This window comes from Candidatus Ichthyocystis sparus (assembly GCF_900078745.1).
GTDB classification, from domain to species: Bacteria; Pseudomonadota; Gammaproteobacteria; order Burkholderiales; family 2013Ark19i; genus Ichthyocystis; species Ichthyocystis sparus.
The window spans coordinates 1-1,050 of the sequence record NZ_FKII01000040.1; the positions used below are offsets into that span (position 1 = coordinate 1).

General features: G+C 40.9%; 2 protein-coding genes. Both read left to right on the plus strand.

All coding sequences use genetic code 11. The features are described from left to right. On the plus strand, window positions 1-756 hold a 756-nt coding region (locus A6733_RS08735; protein WP_176696746.1), incomplete at its 5' end, for a hypothetical protein. Then, a partial coding sequence (locus A6733_RS00475; protein ID WP_141663325.1) for a hypothetical protein occupies window positions 740-1,050 on the plus strand: 311 nt, incomplete at its 3' end. The genes A6733_RS08735 and A6733_RS00475, both read left to right, overlap by 17 nt.

Consider the following 1,050-nt stretch of genomic DNA (forward strand, 5'->3'; position numbering starts at 1 on the left):
TGTTTCTCTGGAAGAGGGGGATGGAATGATGTTGGTTGCAAAGATTTTGTTAGTGTCCTAGACACTGCCGGTATTCCTCAAGTAGCATTATCTATAATGTTAGCAGGTTCCACTGTAGCGAAAGAAATAAGTAAAGGTACGATTAAACGTACAGCATCGGGAGTTATTACTGCTCCAGATCTTACACTACCACCTCAGTCCCGTGCTGAATTGTTACTTAGTGTTTGTTCTCGATCTGAATCACAATTAGGATCCTCGTCTTCACTAGGAGGGGATTCTGGTGCACTTTGCGAATTTAATCCGTTGACTTCTGTTAAAGATTCTAGTGATGGATCTTCTTCTGGTCCAGTTGCAGCAGGAAGACATACTGGTAGCGATAATGTTCTCATTCCTGTCCGTCTTCATGTTTCCTTTACTACTTTTGATGAGACAGGTATTGTTCGTGCTCCCGTTTGGATGCCTTCTGCTCATTGTGATGAGACTCTACCTACTACTATAAAGCCTTCCAAATTGAATCTGTTGCCTCCTATTAGGGATTCTAGTGATCGATCTTCTTCTGGTACAGTTTCTGTTCCTTCATATATTCAATGTGTTTATTTGCTGGGTGTAGAGTTACGCCATGATAGTAGAAAACTGGTTTGTGATTTTTTTTGTGACGTTCGTGCGTCTTTCATGAGGTCTTTAGCGAAGTCGATTGGAAATTACATATCAATTGCTTTAAGTAGTGGACTTTCTAAGGTTGGGAGAGCCAATTAGGGTCCTCAATATTATTGACGTTCCTATGGCAGCACTTTCAATTTCCTACAAATATATCACAGTTTCAGGAGATGAATCATCTTCATCTGACTCGGGGTCTTCATCTGAGCTAGGATCTTCATCTTCAAAGTTACCTGTAGCTTCTTCTGTTTCTACTTCCGCTATTAAAGAACCTTCCACGGCAGCTAGTAGTAGTTATTTTAGAGTACCTCCTAAGAAGTTATTTATTATGCAGGGATTATTTAGTGGGAGTAGGACTCTTGAGGTTCCTATTGGTAGTGATGCTGCTGCCAG